Consider the following 21,728-nt stretch of genomic DNA (forward strand, 5'->3'; position numbering starts at 1 on the left):
CGGCCTGCATGAAGATTTTTCCGTTGCCCTCTGGCTTATCCCGCGTGGAAGCCGTTACTGTTCGCGCAAACAATAATTCTCATTGGGGGCGCGTATGAAAGTCTTATGGGGACTGGGGCGGTTACTGACCTTACTGTTCTGGTCAGTAGTGCTGGTCAATCTGCTCACACCGTTCGTCTTTCCGCTGCACCCGTTGGTCAATCTGGCCGGCGGCCTGTTGGGGTTCATCCATCTTCTGGAAGCGTTGCTGTGCTATCGCAGCCTCCGGGGTCGCGCCCATCCCTGGCTTGACCGTCTGAAGATCGTCATTTTCGGCGTATTCCATCTGCAAACCATTCCAGCCCCCACCGCTTCGAAGGCTTCCCATGCGTAAACTCTGTCTGCTCGCCGCACTCATCAGCCCATTGGCCAGCGCACAGGTGGTGAGTGTCGAACCCAACTCGCTGATGCGCTTGCCCAACACCGCCAGCACTCTGCAACTGGAACGCCTGGAAGTGGCCGATTACGGCACCTTGCTGATTCCCTCGAACGTGACCGAAGTCACCGTGGGTGAATTGCATCTGGGGCGTGAAGCGCGCATTGCCATCGTGCCGGGGGAGCAGGCGCTGGCCCTGAAGGTCCGTCGCGCTGATTTGTCCGAAGGCAGTCAGATCACCGCCCGTGGCGCACCCGGAACCTATCAGAAGGCCGCCCGATCCGGACGCAATCTTGATTTGCAGATCAAGGCCCTGAACGCACCGCAATTGATCGTTGATGCTCGTGGTGGTGCGGGCGCACCGGGGTTTATTGGTCTCGATGGGGCCAACGGCCAGGAACCGGGCTGCACCTGGGGTCAAGCCGGTCGCGGTGCCGATGGCAGTGACGGCAGCAACGGCCAGCCAGGGGCTCCGGGGGCTCTGGTTAAACTGGCAGTGCCGCACGACTACCCGACAGACCGGATCAAGGTTCAGGTGGCCGGCGGTGCCGGTGGCCTGGCCGGCCCGGGCGGCAAGCCGGGCGCGGGTGGCAAGGCCAAGGGCTGCCTGATTTACAAGGCCGATGGCGGCAAGAGCGGTAAACCTGGCACCGATGGACAGCCGGGAGCTGAAGGTGCGGCGGGTTCGGTGACGGTGCAGCGGTTGTAAATCTCGCCAGGAAGTATGTGGCAATTGATTTCCAGTGGCGAGGGAGCTTGTCGGGTCGCCGCACCGTCCCGTTCGACTGCGAAGCAGTCGTAAAAACGGTCACCACTTATTTTCTGAAAAAACGTGGTCGCCAGTTTTAGGGTCGCTTCGCAACCCAGCGGGACGATGCGGCGCTCCGACAAGCTCCCTCGCCACAACCACCTCTCAGGCCAGAGTTACTTCAAAACATCGGCCGAGCCGCCGCTATCGCCACCACCGCCAACCCCACTAACAAATTGATACCCACCAAGCGGCGAATCCGTCCAAGTACACTGGCCCCCGCGGGCCAGTCCTGCCCGGTCACGGCGGTGCGCAGTTCCGGCAGCATCAGCGCCTGAATGCGGATAAACAACGCCGTCATCACCACATACAAACCCATCATCACCTGTACATAGCGCGGTGCGGTTTCAAAACCGTTGAAGTGCAAATTCAGCATGCCCACGCCGCTGACCGGCAACAGCACCACCGCCACCCAGACCCAGCGGAAAAAACCTTGAAACACTTCTACCCACAGCTTCAGCCGGGCAGGGCCCTCCAGCGCCGTGATCGCCGCGGGGCGCAGGACCATCCAGGCGAAAAACATGCCGCCGACCCAGACCAGGGCCGCCAGTACATGCAGGCTATAGATGAGGCTAAAAGGTGTCATTGGGTTACTCCGTTCTGCGCGGTATTCATTAGCGGGGTATGATAGCGACCAAACCGAACCACTGAAAATTTATCCAGCGTTTTTTGCGCCCGACAATCCATGATCAGCACCGAACTCAAAACCACGATCCAGGGCGCCTACTCGCGTTTTCTCGAAGCCAAGAGCCTCAAGCCGCGTTATGGCCAACGCCTGATGATCGCCGAAGTCGCCAAGGTCCTGGGTGACATCGACACCGACGACGAAGGCCGGCGCAGTGGCGACCCCGCGATTGTCGCGGTGGAAGCCGGCACCGGTACCGGCAAGACCGTGGCCTACAGCCTGGCGGCGATTCCCACGGCGAAGGCCGCCGGCAAGCGCCTGGTGATCGCCACGGCCACCGTGGCCCTGCAAGAGCAGATCGTCTACAAGGACTTGCCCGACCTGATGCGCAACAGCGGGCTGAACTTCAGCTTCGCCCTGGCCAAGGGGCGCGGGCGCTACATGTGCCTGTCCAAGCTCGACATGTTGCTTCAGGAAGGCCACGCGCAGACCGCCACGGCGCAGTTGTTCGAAGAAGAAGGTTTCAAGATCGAGGTCGACGAGGCCAGCCAGAAGCTGTTCACCAGCATGATCGAGAAGCTCGCCGGCAATAAATGGGACGGTGACCGCGACAGTTGGTCAACCGCCCTGGAAGACGCCGACTGGGCGCGCTTGACCACCGACCACAGCCAGTGCACCAACCGTCATTGCCCGAACTTCGGCCAGTGCGCCTTCTACAAGGCCCGCGAAGGCATGGGCAAGGTTGACGTGATCGTCACCAACCACGACATGGTTCTGGCCGACCTGGCCCTGGGCGGCGGCGCGGTGCTGCCTGACCCGCGCGACACCATCTACGTGTTCGACGAAGGCCATCACCTGCCGGACAAGGCCATCGGCCACTTCGCCCATTACACGCGCCTGCGCTCCACCGCCGACTGGCTGGAAACCACCGCCAAGAACCTCACCAAACTGTTGGCCCAGCACCCGTTGCCGGGCGACTTGGGCAAGTTGATCGAGCAGGTGCCGGAGCTGGCGCGGGAGATCAAGACCCAGCAGCAGTTCATGTTCACCGCCTGCGAGCAGATTGCCGATTTCAAACCCGGCGAAGACGTTGAAGGCCGCGAGCGCCCGCGTCACCGATTCGTCGGCGGTGTGATTCCCGAGCACATGCGCGAGATGGGCATTGAACTGAAGAAAGGCTTCGCGCGCCTGACGGACCTGTTCACCCGCCTGACCGAACTGCTCAAGGAAGGCATGGACGGCGAGGTCAACATTGGCATCGCCAGCAACCAGGCCGAAGAGTGGTATCCGCTGTTCGGCAGCCTGCTGTCGCGTTCTTCCGGCAACTGGGAGCTGTGGACCGCCTTCACCGTCGAAGACCCGGAAGACAACCCGCCCATGGCGCGCTGGCTGACTCTGGCCGAGAGCGGTTCGCTGTTCGATATCGAGGTCAACGCAAGTCCCATCCTCGCGGCGGAAATGCTCCGGCGCAATTTGTGGAATGTGGCGTATGGCTGTCTGGTCACCTCGGCGACCTTGACCGCACTCGGCACCTTCGACCGCTTCCGCATGCGCGCCGGCCTGCCGAAAAAAGCCGTGACGGCGGTGGTGCCAAGCCCGTTCCATCATGCCGACGCCGGTGTGTTGCGGGTGCCGAACCTGAACGCCGACCCCCGTGATGCAGCAGCGCATACCGCCGCGATCATTCGTGATCTGCCTGAATTGGTCGAAGGCTCGCGGGGCACGCTGGTGCTGTTTTCCTCGCGTAAACAGATGCAGGACGTGTTCGATGGCCTGGACCGCGACTGGCGCAAGCAAGTGTTCATCCAGGGCAACCTGTCGAAACAGGAAACCCTCAACAAGCACAAGGCGCGAGTCGATGGCGGCGACTCCAGCGTGCTGTTCGGCCTGGCGAGCTTCGCCGAAGGGGTCGACTTGCCCGGTGCCTATTGCGAGCACGTGGTCATTGCCAAGATTCCTTTCTCGGTACCCGATGATCCGGTCGAAGCGGCGCTGGCCGAGTGGATCGAAGCCCGGGGCGGCAATCCGTTCATGGAAATCTCCGTGCCGGACGCCTCGCTAAAACTGGTCCAGGCCTGTGGTCGCTTGCTGCGCACCGAAGAAGACCGCGGCACCATCACCTTGCTCGACCGGCGCCTGGTGACCCAGCGCTATGGCAAAGCCATCCTCAACGCGTTGCCGCCGTTCCGTCGAGAAATTTCCTGAAACACCGGTGGGCGGTTTTGCCCACCGCGTTGTCTATCTCTCTGCCATCGCTTTTCCACTGGCCCATCCGGGTCGTTAGGGAGATTTTCGTTCTCATGATTTGCCGTTCGCTGCGCCGTTCGTTACCTGCCGTTTTTGCCCTGCTGTTCGCAACACCTCTGCTGGCCGCTCCCGCCAGCCCGCAGACGCTGTTCAACTTTGTACGCCCCGCCGACGTGGTCCAGGTGGCGACTCAGGACGCCAGCCTGCCGCAATCCAACGGCGAGCAAACCCCCGAGGGCGAAGTGCTGCGCCGGGTGACGTTCAACCCGGCCGCCCGGCCGACATTGCGCCTGACCCCGCAAACCGGCGCTTGGGACTGGTCGCAGTCGGGCGTCATGAGTCTGCGGATCCAGAGCGCGATGAACTGGGCCCTGACCCTGTACGTGACCATCCAGAGCAACGACGGCAAGACGCTGGTCAGCCGCGTCGATTTGCCGGCGGGGCCTGCGCAAACCCTGTTGGTGCCTTTGCAAGCGACTTCACCACTGAGCCAGGGCATGAAGGCTGGCCCACCGATGCCTGTGACTGTCGAGGGTCAGCGTGTGTTGCTGGCCAGTAGCGCCGGTGACCTGGATCGCAGCCAAGTGGTGTCGGTGAGCTTGTCGATGGACCAGCCGAAGGTCGCGCAAAGCATCCTGCTGGAACGCTTTGGTGTGCAGGACGGCGAGTCGGTCACCCAAGCCGTGTATGGCGGATTGGTGGATGCATACGGCCAGTCGACCCGGGCTAAATGGCCGGAAAAAATCAGCAGCGACGAACAACTCAAGGGCGCTGCCGGCAAAGAGCAGCAGCAACTGAAAACCTGGCTGGCCGAGCGCGAAAAGTCCTCCCTGGACAAATTCGGTGGTTTGACCAAAGGCCCGTCCTTCAAGGCCAGCGGTTTTTTCCGCACAGAGAAGCATGACGGTCGCTGGTATCTGGTGACGCCTGAAGGCCACCCGTTCTATTCCCTCGGGGTCAATACCGTGGCTCCGGATGTCAACCAGACCTATGTTGCCGGTCGCGAGTGGATGTTCGAATCCCTGCCCAAGACCGACGAGGCGCTGGCCAACCACTATGGCGATGGCGACAACCGTAGCGGCAACGGGTCCGATCAAGGACGCGGCTATAATGCCGGACGCTGGTACGACTTCTACGCTGCCAACCTGCAGCGTCTGTATGGTGATCCTTGCGCGTTGGGCAGCGAAACCAAGGCCGGCGTCGCCGAAGCGAGGGTAGCGAAAGTGGCAGAGCCGAAATCTGTCGAACCGTGCAAGGCGCTGTTCGACGAGCAACGCTGGGCCAGTCACACTCTTGATCGCTTGCAGGCCTGGGGCTTCAACACCATTGGCAACTGGAGTGCTCCGGTACTGGGCAACGCTGATCGCGTGCCGTACACCTTACCGCTGTCGATCGTCGGCGACTACGCCAGCATCAGCACCGGTACCGACTGGTGGGGCGGCATGCCCGACCCGTTCGACCCGCGTTTCGCCATGGCCACCGAACGTGCCGTGGCCATCGCCGCCCGCGACCATCGTGACGATCCGTGGCTGATCGGTTACTACGCGGACAATGAACTGGCCTGGGCCGGTCCCGGCGATGACCCGAAAGCCCGTTATGCCCTGGCGTACGGCACCTTGAAAATGACCACCGACGTGCCGGCCAAGCGCGCGTTCCTCAAGCAACTGCGCGACAAGTACCGTAATCAGGCTGGCTTGTCGAAGGCCTGGGGCATTGATCTGCCGGCCTGGGAGCTGATGGAAGACCCGGGGTTCGTACCGCCACTGCCAAGCGCCGAGCACCCGGAAATCGAAGCTGACTTCAAATACTTCCAGAAGGTCCTTGCCGACACTTATTTCAAGACCCTCTCCGACTCCCTCAAGTGGCACGCGCCGAACCAGCTGCTGCTCGGCGGCCGTTTCGCCATCAGCACGCCGGAGGCCGTGGAGTCCTGCGCCCAGTATTGCGACGTGTTGAGTTTCAACATGTATACCTTGCAACCTCAGGATGGTTACGACTTCGCCAAACTGCGCAGTCTCGACAAACCCGTGCTGATCACCGAGTTCAATTTTGGCTCGACCGATCGTGGCCCGTTCTGGGGCGGCGTCACGCCGTTGGCGAAGGAGGAGGACCGCGGCGCGGCGTATGCCAACTTCCTCAAGCAGGCCTTGAGCGAGCCGTCGATTGTTGGTGTGCATTGGTTTCAGTACCTCGATCAACCGGTCACCGGGCGCCTGCTTGACGGTGAAAACGGTCACTTCGGGTTGGTGGGCATTACTGATCTGCCGTTCCAGGGCTTTGTCGACAGCGTGCGCAAGAGCAACCTGACGACGGTCGAGCAATTGGGCAAGGAGGCCGAGAAGTCTGCGGCCGCCGCCGACAAAGCCAGTCACGACGCCGAGGGCGGCCGCAAGGCCGAGGCCGGCAAGGGGCCGGGGAAGGGCGCTGGCGGGCATTCCGGCAAAGGTCACTAAGACCCGAAACCCTGTGGCGAGGGGGCTTGCCCCTGTTGGGTTGCGTAGCAACCCTAAAATCTCGGCAACGGCTGAATAATTTGGGAGCGCTGCGCGCTCCAACGGGGGCAAGCCCCCTCGCCACAACCATCCAGCCCAACCCTGTTCCCAAAACCCTCAAGGGCTGGAACAATGCCGACCACTTTGTAGAGCGTTAATCCGGGGAGTTGCGGGTGCAGATTCAGGGTCATTACGAGCTTAAGTTCGAAGCGGTGCGAGAGGCGTTCGCGGCGCTGTTCGACGATCCTCAGGAGCGTGGCGCAGCGTTGTGCATCCAGGTCGGTGGCGAAACCGTCCTCGATCTGTGGGCCGGCACTGCGGACAAGGACGGGGCCGAGGCTTGGCACAGCGACACCATCGCCAACCTGTTCTCCTGCACCAAGACCTTTACCGCCGTCACCGCGCTGCAATTGGTGGCCGAAGGCAAGCTGCAACTGGATGCCCCGGTTGCGCGCTACTGGCCCGAATTTGCCGCTGCCGGCAAAGAGTCCGTTACCCTGCGTCAACTGCTTTGCCATCAGGCCGGCCTGCCGGCATTGCGCGAGTTACTGGCCCCCGAAGCCCTTTACGACTGGCAAACCATGGTCGACGCCCTGGCCGCCGAAGCGCCGTGGTGGACGCCGGGCGAGGGTCACGGTTACGCGGCGATCACCTATGGCTGGCTGGTCGGTGAATTGCTGCGCCGTGCCGACGGTCGTGGACCGGGGGAATCCATCGTCGCGCGGGTCGCCAAACCGTTGGGCCTGGACTTTCATGTCGGCCTGGCCGACGAAGAGTTCTATCGTGTGGCCCACATTGCGCGGGGCAAGGGCAATGTCGGCGATGCCGCCGCCCAGCGCCTGCTGCAAGTGACCATGCGTGAGCCAACGGCCATGACGACCCGGGCGTTCACCAACCCGCCGTCGATCATGACCAGCACCAACAAATCCGAGTGGCGACGCATGCAGCAACCGGCCGCCAATGGCCACGGCAATGCCCGCAGCCTGGCCGGCTTCTATGCAGGCCTACTCGACGGCAGCCTGCTGGAAAGCGAAATGCTCGATGAACTGACCCGCGAGCACAGTCTCGGCGAGGACAAGACTTTACTGACCCGGACCCGTTTCGGCCTGGGTTGCATGCTCGATCAACCGGATGTTGCCAACGCCACCTTCGGCCTTGGTCCGCGGGCGTTTGGTCATCCCGGCGCCGGCGGTTCCGTTGGCTTTGCTGACCCGGAGCACGATGTGGCCTTCGGATTTGTGACAAATACCCTGGGGCCGTACGTCTTGATGGATCCGCGCGCGCAAAAGCTGGTGCGGGTTCTGGCCACTTGTCTGTAAAAGCGGTCATCGGGTTCCAGTGCTGGAACCCGATTGCCTTTCCAGTTTCAAAGCGTCTGTTTATACGGGCCGATGTGGCCTGATTTTTTTGACTTCATTTTTGTGGATATCCAATGTCATCCAATAAAACCCTCGCCTTGGCCCTGTGCTTCGCTATTACCGGTTGCGCACAGACTCCACAGAAAGACGCGGCGGCCCCCGTTGCCAAGACTGAAAGCAGCAGCCACTGGTACTGGCCATTCGGTTCGGACGACAGCGCCGACAAGCCCGCGGTCAAGCCGCAGGTAAAACCTGAAGTCAAACCCGTTGCGGTGGCCAAGGCCGAAACCGCTAGCGGCAGCAAGTGGTACTGGCCGTTCGGCGGCAGCGAGCAGAGCACCGCCAAGGCTGTGCCGATGCCCGACCCGAAAGTCACCCAGGCCTGGCTTGACGACTACGAACCGCGCCTGCGCGAGGCGGTCAAGGGCAGCAACATGCAACTCGAACGCCGCGAAAACGTGCTGGTGGTGACTGCGCCGGTCGAAGGCTCGTTCAATCCTGATCGTCCGGCCATGCTGCTGCCGGTCACACTCGGTCCGTTTACCCGGGTTGCGAAAATCCTTGAAGCCGATCCAAAGACCTCTGTCTTGATCCTCGGCCACAGCGATACGTCCGGCGCTGCGCCTTCCAACGTCAAACTGAGCCAGGAGCGCGCCCAGTCCGTTGCGGCGATTTTCCGTCTCAGTGGTTTGCAGCGTGATCGCTTGATGCTGCGTGGCCTGGGCGGTGATGCGCCGCGTGCCGCCAACGACAGCGTGCAAGGGCGTGCGTTGAACCGCCGCGTGGAATTGCTGGTGACTCCGCAAAACACCATGGTCGCGCTGCTGAGCAAGTACAACATGCCGGCGCCAGCCCCGGTGACCATGGTCGCTGCCGCTGACGTCAAACCGGTTGCCAAGCCTGTGACACCGGCCCCAGCGACTAAAAAGGCTGCTGTTCCAGCGACGAAAAAAGCCCCGGCGAAAAAAGCGTCGGCCAAGAAAACACCTGCGAAAACCGCAACGCCGGCAAAAAAGACCACGCCAGCCAAAGCCTCGACGGCTGACAAGAAAGTCGCCACCACCGATACTGCAAAGCAGTGATAGGTTAACCAAAAGGAATGCGCCATGACCCAGGGCCTGGCTGATATGCGTCGTGACTACACCCGTGATGGCCTGACCGAGGCACAAGCCCCGGCCGAGCCGTTTGCGCTGTTCCACCAGTGGTTCGCCGACGCGGTGAAAACCGAACAGGCGCCGGTGGAAGCCAATGCCATGACCCTGGCCACCGTCGACCAGGACGGTCGACCGCACTGTCGCATACTGTTGCTCAAGGGCCTGGACGAGCAGGGCTTCACCTTTTTCACCAACTACGAAAGCGCCAAGGGCCAACACCTGGCCACGAATCCGTTCGCGGCCATGACGTTTTTCTGGCCGGCGCTGGAGCGCCAGGTGCGCATCGAAGGGCGGGTGGTGAAGGTCACGCCTGAAGAGTCCGATGCCTATTATCAGGTCCGTCCACTGGGCAGTCGCCTGGGGGCCTGGGCATCGCCGCAGAGCCGCGTGATCGCCGGTCGTGGCGAGTTGGAAGCGCTGCTCAAGGACACCGAGCAACGTTTCAGCGACACCCAGCCGCATTGCCCGGAACACTGGGGTGGTTATCGCCTGCTGCCGGAGCGCATCGAATTCTGGCAGGGCCGCCCAAGCCGCCTGCACGACCGCCTCAATTACCGCCAGCAGGGCGCCGACTGGATTCTTGAACGTCTGGCCCCCTGAGCAGTTTACCCACCGGGATAGTCTGCCGCAGCGGCCTCCAGCCACTTCGGCAGGTCTCGACGCTTGATCTTCTGCGCCTGAGCACTCGCCAACCGTTCGAGCATGAAGGCTTTTTTCTGCTCATCCTTGCCCGCCAGCGCTAGTGCCAGGTCGCGGTCCATCCAGCGTTTGATCCGCACGTACAGCCACCAATGGAAGTACAAACCGGCAACAGTCGTGACGACGATGATAAAATAGTCCATGAGAGTCCTTGGCCAGTGGGCAGTTTTCCGATTTTGCCGCTACTGTGTGAGTTCGCGGAGGCGCCTTAACGGAGCCTGAATCAAACCAATTTTATCCGGGCGGTGCCGTGACAGGCGTCAAGCTGCGGAGTTTAATGAATATCTGTTTCTTTGGAGTTGATGCTATGCGTAAGTCTGTTCTACTGGTTGCTTCCTTTTCCACGATGGCAATGTTGCTCACTGGTTGCCAATCGAGCCTGACCGGTGACTCCTACTCCCGTGACGAAGCACGTCGCGTGCAGACCGTTCGCATGGGCACCATCGAAGCATTGCGTCCGGTGAAAATCGAAGGCACCAAAACCCCGATCGGCGGCGCTGCAGGCGCAGTGGTCGGCGGCGTTGGTGGCAGCTCGATCGGTGGTGGTAAAGGTAGTGTTGTTGCTGCGGTCATCGGCGCAGTCGCTGGCGGCCTGATCGGCTCGGCCGCTGAAGAAGGCTTGACCCGCACCCAGGGCGTGGAAATCACCGTGCGCGAAGATGATGGCAGCATGCGCGCCTACGTTCAGGAAGTTCAGCCAAACGAAGTGTTCCGTGTTGGTGAGCGTGTGCGTATCGCCAGTGTGGGTGGCACCAGCCGCGTTTCGCACTAAGCGTAAACACCGGATAAACAAAAAACCCGATCAGGTGACTGATCGGGTTTTTTGTTTTTGGCTGAGGCGAGTCTTGATTGGCACCAGGCGTTATCGCGGTTTATCAGGATGCCAGGCTGGAACCCTTGCGACTCGCCATGGCCGTCACCCCATAACCGATCAGCGCGGCCAGAATCGAACCGGTCAGGATTCCCATGCGATCCATCCCGGCGAAATCACTCACCCCCGGCTCAAAGGCCAGCGAACCGACAAACAGGCTCATCGTAAAACCTATGCCGCAGAGAATCGCCACACCTAGTATCTGGCCCCAATTGGCGCCTTGGGGCAGGGCGGCGATACCGGTTTTCACGGCCAGCCAGGTCAGGCCGAAGACACCGACGGTCTTGCCCAGCAACAACCCGATGGCGATGCCCATGGGGACGTGGTGAGTGAAGCTTTCGACGGTGACACCGCTCAGGGACAGGCCGGCATTGGCAAACGCGAACAGCGGCAGAATGCCGTAGGCGACCCACGGGTGCAGGGCGTGTTCCAGGGTCAGCAATGGCGAGGGCTCGGCATTTTTCGTGCGCAGCGGAATGCAGAAAGCCAGGGTCACACCGGCCAGCGTGGCGTGGACACCGCTCTTGAGCACGCAAACCCAGAGTATCAAGCCAATGATCATGTAGGGCCCGAGCTTGACCACGCCGAGCCGGTTCATCCCGATCAGCGCTGCAATACAGGCCGCGGCCAGCGCCAGGGACAGGGTCGACAGGGCGCCGGAATAGAAGATTGCGATAATGATGATCGCGCCGAGGTCGTCGATGATCGCCAGGGTCATCAGGAACAGTTTCAGCGAGACTGGAACGCGTTTGCCCAGCAGCGCCAGCACGCCAAGGGCGAAGGCGATGTCGGTAGCGGTCGGGATTGCCCAGCCGTTGAGGGCCGGTGGCGTGTCGCGATTGAGGTACCAGTAGATCAGCGCCGGCACCACCATGCCACCAATCGCCGCCGCGCCAGGCAGGACGATTTGCGACGGTTTGGACAACTGGCCGTCGAGGACTTCGCGCTTCACTTCCAGGCCGATCAGCAGGAAAAACAGCGCCATCAGGCCGTCGTTGATCCACAGCAGCAACGGCTTGGCGATTTTAAGCGCGCCGATCTGCGCCACCACGGGGGTGTCCAGCAGGCCGTTGTACAACCACGCCAGCGGCGAGTTGTTGATGATTAGAGCCAGAACGGCAGCGGCGATCAGTAACAGACCGCTGGCAGCTTCCAACTGAAAGAAACGCGTGAAAGTGCTACGCAGAGGCAAGGTCGCTCTCCATCCGTGAGTTCAAAAGGTGTTACACCCTAACAAGTACTGTTAGTTGTTAAAACAAAAGTTATATTCTTTTTTGTTATATGCCGTTACAGAGTGAGCCGCTAGTACCAAGCTGAGCCTAGCAGTTGTCGGGCGTATTGGACCTCAGCTGTATCTGTGCTGGATGTAGGTTTTTTCCTAAGCTTGTTGGATGAGCCTTGATAAAAGGCCGACTCCTGCCCGATTCAACGAGAAATCCATCATGAGCGACAACCGACAGTGGTCCCGCGAAGCGATCCGGATCATCGAAGCCGATTTCCAGCGCAGCGCCGACACCCACCTGATCCCCTTGCCGCTGCCGGGTTTTCCAGGCATCGAGTTGTACTTCAAGGATGAATCCAGCCACCCCACGGGCAGTCTCAAGCACCGACTGGCCCGTTCGCTGTTCCTGTACGCGCTGTGTAATGGCTGGCTCAAGCCAGGGGCGCCGGTCATTGAGGCTTCCAGCGGTTCCACGGCGATTTCCGAAGCGTACTTCGCGCGTATGCTGGGCTTGCCATTCATTGCGGTGATGCCGGCGACTACCTCGAAAGAAAAGATCGCGCAAATCGCCTTCTATGGCGGCCAAAGCCACCTGGTGGACGATCCGACCCAGATCTATGCAGAGTCCGAGCGCCTGGCCCGCGAGCACGACGGGCACTTCATTGACCAGTTCACCTACGCCGAGCGCGCCACCGACTGGCGGGCGAACAACAACATTGCCGAGTCGATCTTTCATCAGATGCGTTTCGAGCAGCACCCCGAGCCGAGCTGGCTGATTTCCAGCCCCGGTACCGGGGGCACCACGGCCACCCTGGGCCGATACGTGCGTTATCGCCAGCATTGCACCCGCGTGCTGTGTGCCGATGCCGAGCGTTCGGTGTTCTTCGATTACTACCAGACCGGCGATGCCAGCCTGCGACTGGACCACGGCTCGCGGATCGAAGGTATCGGTCGGCCGCGTGTGGAGGCGTCGTTTTTGCCCAAGGTGATCGACGCGATGGTCAAGGTGCCGGATGCCCTGTCACTGGCGGCCATGCACTACCTGGCGGAGCGTTTGGGACGCCATGTGGGCGGGTCGAGCGGGACCAACCTGATCGGCGCACTGATGGCCGCTCAACACATGAAGGCGCAGGGGGAGACGGGGTCGATGGTGGCGATTCTGTGCGACAGTGGCGAGCGCTACGCCACGACCTATTACGATCAGGACTGGCTCAAGGCTCAGGGGTATGAATTGAGTGGTTTGATGGCTGCAGTGGCAGCGACGGTGGAGCGGGGTGAGGCACTGCCGGCTAGCGTGTTGCGCGCCAATATCTGACACAAATGAAAAGATCGCAGCCTTCGGTAGCTCCTACAGGGAATGGTGTAAATCCTGTAGGAGCTGCCGAAGGCTGCGATCTTTTGCTTTAAGGCTTAAGCCTCGAGGCCGAGGATATCCCGAGCCACAGCCTCGGCAATGCGAATCCCGTCAACACCCGCCGACAGAATCCCGCCTGCATAACCGGCACCCTCACCGGCCGGGAACAGACCTTTCACGTTCAGGCTCTGCAACGACTCGTTGCGGGTAATGCGCAGCGGTGAGGAGGTACGGGTCTCGATGCCGGTCAACACCGCATCGTGCAGCGAGTAACCACGAATCTGCTTTTCGAACGCCGGCAAGGCTTCGCGAATCGCTTCGATGGCGAACGCCGGCAGTGCCAACGCCAGATCACCCAGGGCAATACCCGGCTTGTAGGACGGTTCGACGCTGCCCAGTTCGGTGGACGGTTTACCCGCGATAAAATCGCCGACCAGTTGCGCCGGGGCTTCGTAGTTGCTGCCGCCCAGCACAAAGGCGTGGGATTCCAGGCGTTCCTGCAGCTCGATACCGGCCAGCGGGCCGCCCGGATAGTCGACTTCCGGGGTAATGCCGACGACGATCCCGGAGTTGGCATTGCGCTCGTTACGCGAGTACTGGCTCATGCCATTGGTGACCACGCGGTTCGGCTCGGAAGTCGCCGCCACCACCGTACCGCCCGGGCACATGCAGAAGCTGTAGACCGAACGGCCGTTCTTGGCGTGGTGCACCAGTTTGTAGTCGGCGGCGCCCAGTTTCGGGTGGCCGGCGTATTTGCCCAGGCGGGCACGGTCGATCAGCGATTGCGGGTGCTCGATGCGGAAACCCACCGAAAACGGCTTGGCTTCCATGAACACGCCTCGCCCGTGAAGCATGCGGAAGGTGTCGCGGGCACTGTGGCCGAGGGCGAGGATCACGTGCCTGGAATGTATCTGCTCGCCACCATTGAGCTCGACGCCGACCAGTTGGCCGTCTTCGATCAATACGTCGGTGACCCGCTGCTGGAAGCGCACTTCGCCGCCGAGGGCGCGAATCTGCTCACGCATGTTTTCCACGACGCCGGTCAGGCGGAATGTACCGATGTGCGGTTTGCTGACGTAGAGGATCTCTTCCGGCGCGCCGGCCTTGACGAATTCGTGCAGGACTTTGCGACCGAGGAATTTCGGATCCTTGATCTGGCTGTAGAGCTTGCCGTCGGAGAAAGTCCCCGCGCCGCCTTCACCAAATTGCACGTTGGACTCGGGGTTGAGCACGCTTTTGCGCCACAGGCCCCAGGTATCCTTGGTGCGCTGGCGTACTTCGGTGCCGCGCTCGAGGATGATTGGCTTGAAGCCCATTTGCGCCAGCAGCAGCCCGGCGAAAATCCCGCACGGACCGAAGCCGACGACGATCGGACGTGCGCTCAGGTCGGCCGGTGCCTGGCCTACCGCTTTGTAACTGACATCCGGAGCCACGTTGACGTTACGGTCATCGGCGAACTTGTGCAGTACCGCCGCCTCGTCGCGAACTTCAAGGTCGATGGTGTAGATGAAGCACAGCTCGGAGGACTTTTTACGCGCATCGTAGCTGCGCTTGAACAAGGTGAAATCGAGCAGGTCATCGCTGGCAAGCCCTAAGCGCTGCACGATGGCAGGGCGCAGGTCTTCATCGGGATGGTCGATCGGCAACTTGAGTTCGGTGATTCGTAACATGGCGGGATCCGGTTCGCGGGGCGCACAACTGCGCCAGGGCGTTTGAAGCCGGCGATTATAAGCCCCAAAGACAGCGTCCAGTGAGGCAAAAACCGCCTCTCGTCGAATCAGTCGTCGCGCGAGCCGCCGAAATACCCGCATCCACGCTGGACCTGGCCGTCAACGCGCAGCTCGGCACTCATGTGCTGGATGCTGCCAGTTCTGCTGTCGACGCAACGTTGCGGTGCAACCCACAGTTCTATGTGTTGGTTATTGACTTCGGTGCTGAGGTTGAAACGGCCGTCGCCCAGTTGCTCTTCCACGTAGGGCACGGCGAGGGGCGGCTGGCCGGCGCGGTCAATGACCATGCCTTTGCCGCTGACCTTGACGTCCCACTCCGGCGTATGGCCGGCGGCGCGCAGGGTCAGCAGCTTGAAATTCGGATCGTCGCACGCGGTGCCCGAGCGCTCGACGCGGTACAACTGCTCCAGATCGAGCTGGCCGTCACCACCGCTGCCGGCCACAACGCGCCCACGCACGTCGGCAAACAGTTTGCCCTGCTTGTCCGCCAGGTTTGCGGCCTGCTGCAGGACGCTGGTACCGCCCGTGTCGTTGACCACGTAGCGGTTTGCCTGGTTGCACGGCTGGAACAGCAGCTTGCCGTCCGCCGCGGTCAACTGGCCTTGCATGCGTGTCTGGCCGACGTGGGAGGCGTTCTGCCGTTCGCCCTCGAACAACTGGCAAGCGGCGAACAGCGGAAGCAGGGCTATGAGGACTAGGGAACGGGCAACACGCATCTTGGGGTCTCCTGACAAGTGCCGCCACGTTACTCAGGCTGACCGTTCATCACAAGGCTGGAGTTGCTCTCTGGCAAAGTAGAGGGTGATTTGCGGCAACATCTTGTGAATTATTCCGATGCCGAGTTTCAGGGTGCCAAAGGTAAGCTGCCGCGGTTTTACAGGGGGCGGATATGAAGAACGCTATGGGCTGGAAGAGCTGGTTGTTTTTAATTGTGATGACGGGGGCCACGGGCAGTCAGGCTGCCGAGATCAATTTGTCTTCGGCAACCGACTTCACCCGAATGGATTTGCTATTGAAGGACAACGACAGACTTCATTCGGTGTTTGAAATGAATGTCACGCTCAGTCCTGAAGCAACTGAGCGCATGCAGCGCATTAGCCTCGAGTCGATAGGCCAGAAATTGACGCTATCGATCAATGGCTGGAAGGTTTCTGAGACGACAGTGCAATCGGTCCTGGGATCGCAGTTCAGAGTGTCCATCCCGAAAGCCATCGCCAAAGACCTCTTGCCCACGTTGGTTGATTGAGCTTGAACCGGCTCAGCCTACGTGAAAGGTCTGACCCGTTTGCAGGCCTTCCACGCTTTTGGCGTAGGCCAAGGCCACATCCGCCGCAGGAACCGGCTTGAAGCCACGGAAGTACGGCGCGTATTTGCCCATGGCCTCGACCAGGACGTTCGGGCTGATCGAATTCACACGCAAGCCGCGGGGCAGTTCGATGGCGGCGGCCCGGACGAAGCTGTCCAGTGCACCGTTGACCAAGGCTGCCGAGGCACCACTGTAAATCGGATCGTGACTGAGTACGCCAGTGGTGAAGGTGAACGAAGCGCCGTCGTTGGCGAACTCGCGACCGATCAGCAACAGGTTGACCTGGCCCATGAGTTTGTCTTTCAGGCCCAGGGCAAAGCTCTCTTCGGTCATCTCATTGAGCGGGGCAAAGGTCACGTTGCCCGCGGCGCACACCAGCGCGTCGAATTTGCCCGTCTGCGCGAATAGTTTGCGAATCGAGGCGCTGTCACTGATGTCCACCCGGAAGTCGCCGCTGGTGCGACCGATGCGGATGATTTCGTGGCGTTGCGATAGTTCTTTGTCGATAGCCGATCCGATGGTACCGCCTGCGCCGATCAAAAGAATTTTCATGGAAGCTGATCCTCGTTATGGGTTGAACAAGGCATCAGTTTAGAGTGGTTTTTTCTCTAGATAAGCGCACTAATAGGCAACCTTTGGTTTTCAAATGGAAACAATCCATGAGTGAGATGGATGACCTGGCCGCGTTCGCCGTATTGATCGAAGCGGGAAGTTTCACCCTGGCGGCGCAGCAGCTCGGTTGCAGCAAAGGCCAGCTGTCCAAGCGCATCAGCCAGTTGGAGGCGCAGTTTTGCGTGGTGCTGTTGCAGCGCACCACTCGCCGTTTGAGCCTGACGGCAGCCGGCGCTGCGTTGTTGCCACAGGCTCAGGCGTTGGTGGTGCAAGTCGAGCGGGCGCGTCAGGCGCTGGCGCGGCTGAAGGACGACATGGCCGGCCCGGTACGGATGACAGTTCCGGTATCGCTCGGGGAAACCTTCTTCGATGGCTTGTTGCTGGAGTTCTCCGCCAGGTATCCCCAGGTGCAGATCGAACTGGAGCTCAACAACAGCTACCGCGAACTGTCCCGCGACGGCTTCGATCTGGCGATTCGTTCTGACGTGGCGATTGACCAGCGACTGGTGGCGCGTCCGTTGCTGGCTTGGCAAGAACTGACCTGCGCCAGCCCGGCTTACCTGGAGCAATACGGTGAACCGCAAACGCCCCAGGCGCTGGCCGAACATCGTTGCCTGCTCAACAGCCATTACAGCGGCCGCGAAGAATGGCTGTATCACCAGCAGCATGAATTGTTGCGGGTGCGGGTGTCGGGGCCGTTCGCCAGCAACCACTACAACCTGTTGAAGAAAGCCGCACTGGTCGGTGCCGGTATTGCGCGCCTGCCATCCTACTGTTTGCCAACAGAACTGGCCGACGGGCGTTTGCGATGGCTCCTGCGCGATTATCAGACCCGCAGTATGCCGATGTATCTGGTGCATCCTTATCAGGGCGGATTGCCCAAGCGCACGCAGGTGCTGGCGGATTATTTGATCGGGTGGTTCAAGCGCAGTGGGGAGGCGCTGGATCGACTGTAGCGACCCCCTGTAGGAGCGAGCTTGCTCGCGAAGAACGTATAGACACCACGTTCATCCAGCCAGCCACCGTCATCGTTAACGTCCATCGCGAGCGAGCTCGCTCCTACAAGGGATCTCATGGTGGGCATAAAAAAACGGCCCGAAGGCCGTTTTCTGTTTACCGCAATGGCTTAGCCGCCGAGGTACGCTTCGCGCACTTTCGGGTCGGTCAGCAATGCTTCGCCGGTGCCTTGCATCACGACCCGGCCGTTCTCCAGCACGTAGGCGCGGTCAGCGATTTTCAGCGCCTGGTTGGCGTTCTGCTCGACCAGGAACACCGTTACACCGTCCTTGCGCAGCTGTTCGATGATGTCGAAGATCTGCTGGATGATGATCGGTGCCAGGCCCAGGGAAGGCTCGTCGAGCAGCAACAGCTTGGGCTTGCTCATCAGCGCACGGCCGATGGCGAGCATTTGCTGTTCGCCACCGGACATGGTGCCACCACGCTGGGCGAAGCGTTCCTTCAGGCGTGGGAAAAGTCCGAGGACCTTGTCCATCTGTTCCTCATAGTCGCCCTTGGCGGTGAAGAAACCACCCATGGAGAGGTTTTCTTCCACGGTCAGGCGGGAAAACACCCGACGACCTTCCGGTACCACGGCGATGCTCTTGCGCATGATCTGCGAGGAGTCCTGGCCGACCAGTTCCTCACCCATGTAGCGGATGCTGCCGCTGTGGGCCTGCGGCGAACCGCAGAGCGTCATCAGCAGGGTCGACTTGCCGGCACCGTTGGCGCCGATCAGGGTCACGATCTCGCCCTGGCGGACTTCGACGTTGACGCTGTGCAGGGCCTGGATCTTGCCGTAGAAGGTGGAAACGTTTTCGAACTGCAGCATTTACGCTTCCCCCAGGTAGGCTTTGATCACTTCAGGATTGTCGCGGATCTGTTCCGGCGTGCCGTTGGCCAGGGGGGTACCCTGGTTGATCACGACGATGTGGTCGGAAATGCTCATGACCAGTTTCATGTCGTGTTCGATCAGCAGCACGGTGACGTTGTGCTCTTCACGCAGCATGCTGATCAGCGCCTTGAGGTCTTCGGTTTCCTTCGGGTTCAGGCCCGCGGCCGGTTCGTCAAGCATGAGGATCCGCGGACGGGTCATCATGCAGCGAGCGATTTCCAGACGACGTTGCTGACCGTAGGCCAGGGTGCCAGCAGGACGGTTGGCAAACGCCTTGAGGTTGACCTTGTCCAGCCAGTACTCGGCGAATTCCATGGCCTCGCGCTCGCTTTTGCGGAACGACGGCGTCTTGAACAGACCGGACAGGAAGTTGGTGTTCAGGTGACGGTGCTGGGCGATCAAGAGGTTCTCGACCGCGGTCATGTCCTTGAACAACCGCACGTTCTGGAAGGTGCGCACCACGCCCTTGAGGGCGATCTTGTGGCCGGGCAGGCCCTCGATCGACTCGCCGTCCAGCAGGATGCTGCCGCCGCTTGGCTTGTAGAAGCCGGTCAGGCAGTTGAACACGGTGGTCTTGCCGGCGCCGTTAGGGCCGATCAATGCCACCACCTGTTTTTCCTTCACGCTCAAGGCCACGCCGTTGACCGCCAGCAAGCCGCCGAAGCGCATGCTCAGGTTTTCTACTTTGAGGATCTCGCGGCTCATTTGCGCAGCTCCATGTGAGGACGTTGCATGGGCAGCAGACCTTGAGGACGCCAGATCATCATCAGCACCATCAAGGCGCCGAACATCAACATGCGGTATTCACTGAACTCACGCATCATTTCCGGCAACAGGATCATTACCGTGGCTGCGAGTACGACACCCAGTTGCGAGCCCATGCCGCCCAACACCACGATGGCGAGGATGGTCGCCGACTCGATGAAGGTGAAGGACTCTGGTGTCACCAGGCCCTGACGCGCGGCGAAGAAGCTGCCGGCGAAACCAGCAAAGCAGGCACCCAGGGTGAAGGCTGAAAGCTTGATGATCGTCGGGTTCAGACCCAGCGCACGGCAGGCGATTTCGTCTTCACGCAGGGCTTCCCAGGCACGGCCCAGAGGCATGCGCAGCAAGCGGTTGATGACGAACAGGGCGAACAGCGCGAGAAACAACGCCACCAGGTAGAGGAAGATCACCTTGTTGATCGAGTTGTATTCCAGGCCGAAGTACTCGTGGAACGTCTGCAGGCCTTCAGCCGCTTTACGTTCGAAGGTCAGGCCGAAGAACGTCGGTTTCTCGATGTTGCTGATGCCGTTCGGCCCCCCCGTGAGGCCAGTCAGGTTACGCAGGAACAGCCGGATGATTTCACCGAAGCCCAGCGTCACGATCGCCAGATAGTCACCACGCAGACGCAGGACCGGGAAGCCCAGCAGGAAGCCGAAGGTGGCCGCCATCATCCCGGCAATCGGCAGGCAGATCCAGAAGCTCAAACCGTAGTAGTGCGACAGCAGCGCATAACTGTAGGCGCCGACGGCATAGAAGCCGACATAACCGAGGTCGAGCAGGCCGGCCAGGCCGACCACGATGTTCAGGCCGAGGCCGAGCATCACGTAGATCAGCACCAGCGTGGCGATGTCTACCGCGCCGCGAGAGCCGAAGAACGGCCAGATCAGCGCACCGGCGATCAGCGCGATGATGATCCAGCGTTGGGTGGTCGGCAGGGTCAGGAAGTTGCTGGCCTTGGCCGGAATCAGCGGCATGCTGGGCGAGGAGCGCCAGGCCGAGCTGATCTGCTGGTCGAACAGTACACGAAGGAACATCAGCACCGAGCACACGGCGATGGTGATCAGCGTTGTAGTGCTGGTGCCATGGACTTCGAGGTCGATGCCGACGATGGTCAGCTTCAGACCGAGTACCGGGTAGGCAACGGCCCACACCAGCAAGGCACTGAACAGTGCCTGTTTAAGATTCCTAGTCATACTTTCTCAACCTCCGGACGTCCCAACAGGCCGGTTGGCCGGAACAACAACACCAGAACCAATAGACCGAACGCCACGACGTCCTTGTACTGGTCGCCGAAGATATCGGCACCAAAGGCTTCCGCCACCCCCAGCACGATCCCCCCGAGCATGGCGCCGGGGATGCTGCCGATACCACCCAGTACCGCGGCGGTGAAGGCCTTGAGGCCGACCAGGAAACCGGCGTTCGGGTTGATCACACCGTATTGCATGCTCAGCAGCACGGCCGCGATGGCCGCCAGTGCGGCACCGACGACGAAGGTCAGGGCAATGATGTTGTTGGTGTTGATACCCAGAAGATTGGCCATCTTGATGTCTTCGGCACAGGCGCGGCAGGCGCGACCCAAGCGAGAGCGGGAGATGAATAGCGTCAGGCCGAGCATGGCGACAAAGGTCACCACGAACACCACGATTTGCATGTAGGAAATCAGCACTTCATGTGCGCCACCTGGGCCGATGGCAAAGTTGCCCGGAATCAGGTTGGGAATGGATTTGTCCTTGGAGTCTTGTGCCAGCAGAACCGTGTTCTGCAGGAAGATCGACATGCCGATGGCGGAAATCAGCGGGATCAGACGGTTGCTGCCGCGCAAGGGGCGGTAGGCGATCCGTTCGATGCTGTAGCCGTAGGCACTGGTGACGACAATGGTTGCCAGAAAAGCAGCGGTCATCAACAGCGGAACGCTGTCGAGTCCCAGCATGGCCAGCCCGGCGATGGCGATGAACGCCACGTAGGAGCCGATCATGTACACCTCGCCGTGGGCGAAGTTGATCATTCCAATGATGCCGTAAACCATCGTATAGCCGATGGCGATCAGGGCATACGTGCTGCCAATGGTCAGACCATTAACCAGCTGTTGGAAAAAGTGATAGATGTCAGGCATTACAGCGCTCCTAAAAACCTGATACGCATTTCACTGGTGGAGTCATTTTCCCGCCCGAGCCCCGTG

21 protein-coding genes are annotated in these 21,728 nt (G+C 60.8%); 11 read left to right on the forward strand and 10 right to left on the reverse strand.

Annotated elements, in window-relative coordinates:
• Positions 1 to 94: 94 nt before the first annotated feature.
• Both KGA83_RS26430 and KGA83_RS26435 read left to right on the forward strand, forming a co-directional pair.
• A complete protein-coding gene (locus tag KGA83_RS26430; protein ID WP_108216718.1) occupies positions 95 to 373 on the forward strand; it encodes a DUF1145 domain-containing protein in 279 nt (92 codons plus the stop codon).
• A complete protein-coding gene (locus KGA83_RS26435; protein WP_223531217.1) occupies positions 366 to 1,124 on the forward strand; it encodes a collagen-like protein in 759 nt (252 codons plus the stop codon). Before KGA83_RS26430 ends, KGA83_RS26435 begins: the two co-directional genes overlap by 8 nt.
• Positions 1,125 to 1,344: 220 nt before the next feature.
• On the opposite strand, the gene KGA83_RS26440 is transcribed toward KGA83_RS26435, so the two are convergent.
• Positions 1,345 to 1,809 (reverse strand): CopD family protein, encoded by a 465-nt coding sequence (locus KGA83_RS26440; RefSeq protein WP_108216720.1) that lies wholly within the window; start codon positions 1,807 to 1,809, stop codon positions 1,345 to 1,347.
• Positions 1,810 to 1,908: 99 nt separating this feature from the next.
• On the opposite strand from KGA83_RS26440, the gene dinG reads away from it, so the two are divergent.
• The 5 genes from dinG (at position 1,909) to pdxH (ending at position 9,699) form a co-directional block, all read left to right on the forward strand.
• The gene (gene dinG, locus KGA83_RS26445; RefSeq protein WP_007992389.1) at positions 1,909 to 4,053 is read left to right on the forward strand and encodes an ATP-dependent DNA helicase DinG; all 2,145 of its coding nucleotides are present in this window, start codon (positions 1,909 to 1,911) and stop codon (positions 4,051 to 4,053) included.
• 95 nt (positions 4,054 to 4,148) lie between these two features.
• Entirely contained in the window at positions 4,149 to 6,548 is a 2,400-nt protein-coding gene (locus KGA83_RS26450) for a beta-galactosidase (protein WP_108216721.1), read from the forward strand.
• A 212-nt stretch (positions 6,549 to 6,760) separates the two neighbouring features.
• The gene (locus KGA83_RS26455; RefSeq protein WP_108216722.1) at positions 6,761 to 7,906 is read left to right on the forward strand and encodes a serine hydrolase domain-containing protein; all 1,146 of its coding nucleotides are present in this window, start codon (positions 6,761 to 6,763) and stop codon (positions 7,904 to 7,906) included.
• A 113-nt stretch (positions 7,907 to 8,019) separates the two neighbouring features.
• Positions 8,020 to 9,027 (forward strand): OmpA family protein, encoded by a 1,008-nt coding sequence (locus tag KGA83_RS26460; protein ID WP_223531218.1) that lies wholly within the window; start codon positions 8,020 to 8,022, stop codon positions 9,025 to 9,027.
• 24 nt (positions 9,028 to 9,051) lie between these two features.
• Positions 9,052 to 9,699, forward strand: coding sequence for a pyridoxamine 5'-phosphate oxidase (pdxH, locus tag KGA83_RS26465; protein ID WP_108216724.1), 648 nt, complete (start codon positions 9,052 to 9,054; stop codon positions 9,697 to 9,699).
• 5 nt (positions 9,700 to 9,704) lie between these two features.
• Here the strand turns inward: pdxH and KGA83_RS26470 are convergent, their stop codons facing one another.
• Positions 9,705 to 9,941 carry a hypothetical protein gene (locus tag KGA83_RS26470; protein ID WP_108216725.1) on the reverse strand — a complete coding sequence of 79 codons (237 nt, stop codon included), beginning with the start codon at positions 9,939 to 9,941 and terminating at the stop codon, positions 9,705 to 9,707.
• A 164-nt stretch (positions 9,942 to 10,105) separates the two neighbouring features.
• On the opposite strand from KGA83_RS26470, the gene KGA83_RS26475 reads away from it, so the two are divergent.
• Positions 10,106 to 10,570, forward strand: a complete 465-nt coding sequence (locus tag KGA83_RS26475) for a glycine zipper 2TM domain-containing protein (RefSeq protein ID WP_108216726.1) — start codon at positions 10,106 to 10,108, stop codon at positions 10,568 to 10,570.
• Positions 10,571 to 10,673: 103 nt separating this feature from the next.
• On the opposite strand, the gene nhaA is transcribed toward KGA83_RS26475, so the two are convergent.
• Positions 10,674 to 11,861 (reverse strand): Na+/H+ antiporter NhaA, encoded by a 1,188-nt coding sequence (gene nhaA / locus KGA83_RS26480; protein ID WP_223531219.1) that lies wholly within the window; start codon positions 11,859 to 11,861, stop codon positions 10,674 to 10,676.
• 247 nt (positions 11,862 to 12,108) lie between these two features.
• Between nhaA and KGA83_RS26485 the strand changes: the two genes are divergently transcribed.
• Positions 12,109 to 13,206 carry a PLP-dependent cysteine synthase family protein gene (locus tag KGA83_RS26485; protein WP_177413312.1) on the forward strand — a complete coding sequence of 366 codons (1,098 nt, stop codon included), beginning with the start codon at positions 12,109 to 12,111 and terminating at the stop codon, positions 13,204 to 13,206.
• 95 nt (positions 13,207 to 13,301) lie between these two features.
• Here KGA83_RS26485 and KGA83_RS26490 read toward each other — a convergent pair whose 3' ends face one another.
• Together KGA83_RS26490 and KGA83_RS26495 are read right to left on the reverse strand one after the other, a co-directional pair.
• Entirely contained in the window at positions 13,302 to 14,915 is a 1,614-nt protein-coding gene (locus tag KGA83_RS26490; protein ID WP_108216729.1) for an NAD(P)/FAD-dependent oxidoreductase, read from the reverse strand.
• Positions 14,916 to 15,022: 107 nt separating this feature from the next.
• Positions 15,023 to 15,691, reverse strand: coding sequence for a COG3650 family protein (locus KGA83_RS26495; protein WP_223531220.1), 669 nt, complete (start codon positions 15,689 to 15,691; stop codon positions 15,023 to 15,025).
• Between the two features lie 173 nt (positions 15,692 to 15,864).
• On the opposite strand from KGA83_RS26495, the gene KGA83_RS26500 reads away from it, so the two are divergent.
• Positions 15,865 to 16,221, forward strand: a complete 357-nt coding sequence (locus KGA83_RS26500) for a hypothetical protein (RefSeq protein ID WP_223531221.1) — start codon at positions 15,865 to 15,867, stop codon at positions 16,219 to 16,221.
• A 12-nt stretch (positions 16,222 to 16,233) separates the two neighbouring features.
• On the opposite strand, the gene KGA83_RS26505 is transcribed toward KGA83_RS26500, so the two are convergent.
• Positions 16,234 to 16,833, reverse strand: coding sequence for a short chain dehydrogenase (locus KGA83_RS26505; protein ID WP_223531222.1), 600 nt, complete (start codon positions 16,831 to 16,833; stop codon positions 16,234 to 16,236).
• Between the two features lie 107 nt (positions 16,834 to 16,940).
• Here KGA83_RS26505 and KGA83_RS26510 point away from each other — a divergent pair, with 107 nt between their 5' ends.
• Complete coding sequence (locus KGA83_RS26510; RefSeq protein ID WP_108216733.1) at positions 16,941 to 17,849, forward strand: LysR family transcriptional regulator; 909 nt, start codon at positions 16,941 to 16,943, stop codon at positions 17,847 to 17,849.
• A gap of 170 nt (positions 17,850 to 18,019) precedes the next feature.
• On the opposite strand, the gene KGA83_RS26515 is transcribed toward KGA83_RS26510, so the two are convergent.
• From KGA83_RS26515 to livH, 4 genes are read right to left on the reverse strand one after another with little or no spacing between them, the layout of a single operon-like run.
• Positions 18,020 to 18,721 carry an ABC transporter ATP-binding protein gene (locus KGA83_RS26515; RefSeq protein WP_108216734.1) on the reverse strand — a complete coding sequence of 234 codons (702 nt, stop codon included), beginning with the start codon at positions 18,719 to 18,721 and terminating at the stop codon, positions 18,020 to 18,022.
• Positions 18,722 to 19,489 carry a high-affinity branched-chain amino acid ABC transporter ATP-binding protein LivG gene (livG, locus tag KGA83_RS26520; protein WP_108216735.1) on the reverse strand — a complete coding sequence of 256 codons (768 nt, stop codon included), beginning with the start codon at positions 19,487 to 19,489 and terminating at the stop codon, positions 18,722 to 18,724.
• Entirely contained in the window at positions 19,486 to 20,742 is a 1,257-nt protein-coding gene (locus KGA83_RS26525; RefSeq protein ID WP_108216736.1) for a high-affinity branched-chain amino acid ABC transporter permease LivM, read from the reverse strand. Before KGA83_RS26525 ends, livG begins: the two co-directional genes overlap by 4 nt.
• Positions 20,739 to 21,662: a high-affinity branched-chain amino acid ABC transporter permease LivH gene (gene livH, locus KGA83_RS26530; protein ID WP_108216737.1), complete on the reverse strand. Its 924-nt coding sequence runs from the start codon at positions 21,660 to 21,662 to the stop codon at positions 20,739 to 20,741. The genes KGA83_RS26525 and livH overlap by 4 nt, the downstream gene beginning before the upstream one ends.
• Positions 21,663 to 21,728: the final 66 nt, after the last annotated feature.

Source organism: Pseudomonas sp. GL-R-19, assembly GCF_019956375.1.
Lineage (GTDB): Bacteria > Pseudomonadota > Gammaproteobacteria > Pseudomonadales > Pseudomonadaceae > Aquipseudomonas.

Coding starts and splice junctions, on each gene's coding strand:
- KGA83_RS26430 (WP_108216718.1), top strand. CDS start 95: ATGAAAGTCTTATGGGGACTGGGGCGGTTACTGACCTTACTGTTCTGG.
- KGA83_RS26435 (WP_223531217.1), top strand. CDS start 366: ATGCGTAAACTCTGTCTGCTCGCCGCACTCATCAGCCCATTGGCCAGC.
- KGA83_RS26440 (WP_108216720.1), bottom strand. CDS start 1,809: ATGACACCTTTTAGCCTCATCTATAGCCTGCATGTACTGGCGGCCCTG.
- dinG (WP_007992389.1), top strand. CDS start 1,909: ATGATCAGCACCGAACTCAAAACCACGATCCAGGGCGCCTACTCGCGT.
- KGA83_RS26450 (WP_108216721.1), top strand. CDS start 4,149: ATGATTTGCCGTTCGCTGCGCCGTTCGTTACCTGCCGTTTTTGCCCTG.
- KGA83_RS26460 (WP_223531218.1), top strand. CDS start 8,020: ATGTCATCCAATAAAACCCTCGCCTTGGCCCTGTGCTTCGCTATTACC.
- pdxH (WP_108216724.1), top strand. CDS start 9,052: ATGACCCAGGGCCTGGCTGATATGCGTCGTGACTACACCCGTGATGGC.
- KGA83_RS26470 (WP_108216725.1), bottom strand. CDS start 9,941: ATGGACTATTTTATCATCGTCGTCACGACTGTTGCCGGTTTGTACTTC.
- KGA83_RS26475 (WP_108216726.1), top strand. CDS start 10,106: ATGCGTAAGTCTGTTCTACTGGTTGCTTCCTTTTCCACGATGGCAATG.
- KGA83_RS26490 (WP_108216729.1), bottom strand. CDS start 14,915: ATGTTACGAATCACCGAACTCAAGTTGCCGATCGACCATCCCGATGAA.
- KGA83_RS26495 (WP_223531220.1), bottom strand. CDS start 15,691: ATGCGTGTTGCCCGTTCCCTAGTCCTCATAGCCCTGCTTCCGCTGTTC.
- KGA83_RS26500 (WP_223531221.1), top strand. CDS start 15,865: ATGAAGAACGCTATGGGCTGGAAGAGCTGGTTGTTTTTAATTGTGATG.
- KGA83_RS26505 (WP_223531222.1), bottom strand. CDS start 16,833: ATGAAAATTCTTTTGATCGGCGCAGGCGGTACCATCGGATCGGCTATC.
- KGA83_RS26510 (WP_108216733.1), top strand. CDS start 16,941: ATGAGTGAGATGGATGACCTGGCCGCGTTCGCCGTATTGATCGAAGCG.
- KGA83_RS26515 (WP_108216734.1), bottom strand. CDS start 18,721: ATGCTGCAGTTCGAAAACGTTTCCACCTTCTACGGCAAGATCCAGGCC.
- livG (WP_108216735.1), bottom strand. CDS start 19,489: ATGAGCCGCGAGATCCTCAAAGTAGAAAACCTGAGCATGCGCTTCGGC.
- KGA83_RS26525 (WP_108216736.1), bottom strand. CDS start 20,742: ATGACTAGGAATCTTAAACAGGCACTGTTCAGTGCCTTGCTGGTGTGG.
- livH (WP_108216737.1), bottom strand. CDS start 21,662: ATGCCTGACATCTATCACTTTTTCCAACAGCTGGTTAATGGTCTGACC.